The 1,146-nt window shown below is 65.4% G+C and carries 1 protein-coding gene; it reads left to right on the forward strand.

Annotated features, from left to right (window positions below):
- Positions 1-346 precede the first annotated feature (346 nt).
- A partial coding sequence (gene hsaA / locus AB0F44_RS30235; RefSeq protein ID WP_357361071.1) for a 3-hydroxy-9,10-secoandrosta-1,3,5(10)-triene-9,17-dione monooxygenase oxygenase subunit occupies positions 347-1,146 on the forward strand: 800 nt, incomplete at its 3' end.

Raw genomic sequence — 1,146 nt, forward strand, 5'->3', positions numbered from 1 at the left:
GCCGTGACCCTGGTTGATGATCCCCGCCGGGTCGGGGACGGTCGTTTACCGTCGCGGAAGGTCGACGCCAGGCCGACACAGTGCCAGCCGCGCGCGAACCTCGTCGGCGGTGCACCGACATCGAGTTCCCTCACCTTGGGGTTGATCGCCATCCCGAACCCTCCTCGTTCACTAGAACACGTTACAAAACTGAGCCACTTCACGCCAGTTGTCCAGCGAACTTCCTTGTTGACTCCTGTTATATCCGAGGTAGGGCGATCTTCTCGACAGAAACGAGAACCTGTTCTAATCTCAGAGACGAATAGAACCGGTTGTCGATCCGACAAGGGCAGGAGCGGGCTCCGAAATGACGCAAGAAGTGACCGAACGGGTCGAGGCACTGCTGCCGACGCTGCGTGAGCGTGCGCAGGAGGCCGAGGACCTGCGCCGCATTCCCGAAGAATCCATGAAAGCGCTGCAGGAGACCGGTTTCTTCCGGCTGCTCCAGCCCAAGCAGTGGGGCGGCCACGCCGCCGACCCGGTGGTCTTCTACGACACCGTGCGCAAGATCGCCAGCGCGTGTGGTTCCACCGGCTGGGTGTCGGGCATCATCGGGGTGCACAACTGGCACCTCGCGCTGTTCGAGCAGCAGGCCCAGCAGGACGTGTGGGGCGAGGACACCGATGTGCGCATCTCGTCCTCCTACGCGCCGATGGGCGCGGGACAGGCCGTCGACGGTGGGTACATCGTGCGCGGCTCGTGGGCCTGGTCCTCGGGTTCCGATCACGCCACCTGGGCGGTGCTGGGCGGTCCGGTGATCAAGAACGGCAAGCCGGTCGACTTCGGCAGCTTCCTGATCCCGCGTTCGGACTACCGCATCGACGACGTCTGGAACGTCGTCGGACTGCGCGGCACCGGCTCCAACACCGTCGTCGTCGAGGACGTCTTCGTCCCGTCGCACCGGTTCCTGAGCTTCCGCGCGATGAGCGAGGGCCGCGCGCCCGGCCTCGAGCAGAACACCGACCCCGTCTACAAGATGCCGTGGGGCACCGTGCACCCCACCACCATCTCCGCGCCGATCGTCGGCATGGGCTACGGCGCCTACGAGGCCCACGTCGAGCACCAGGGTCGCGCTGATCACCCTCGCAAGCCTGGCCTGGTCGATCG

Origin of the sequence: Nocardioides sp. NPDC023903 (assembly GCF_040639295.1) — a bacterium.
Lineage (GTDB): Bacteria > Actinomycetota > Actinomycetes > Propionibacteriales > Nocardioidaceae > Nocardioides.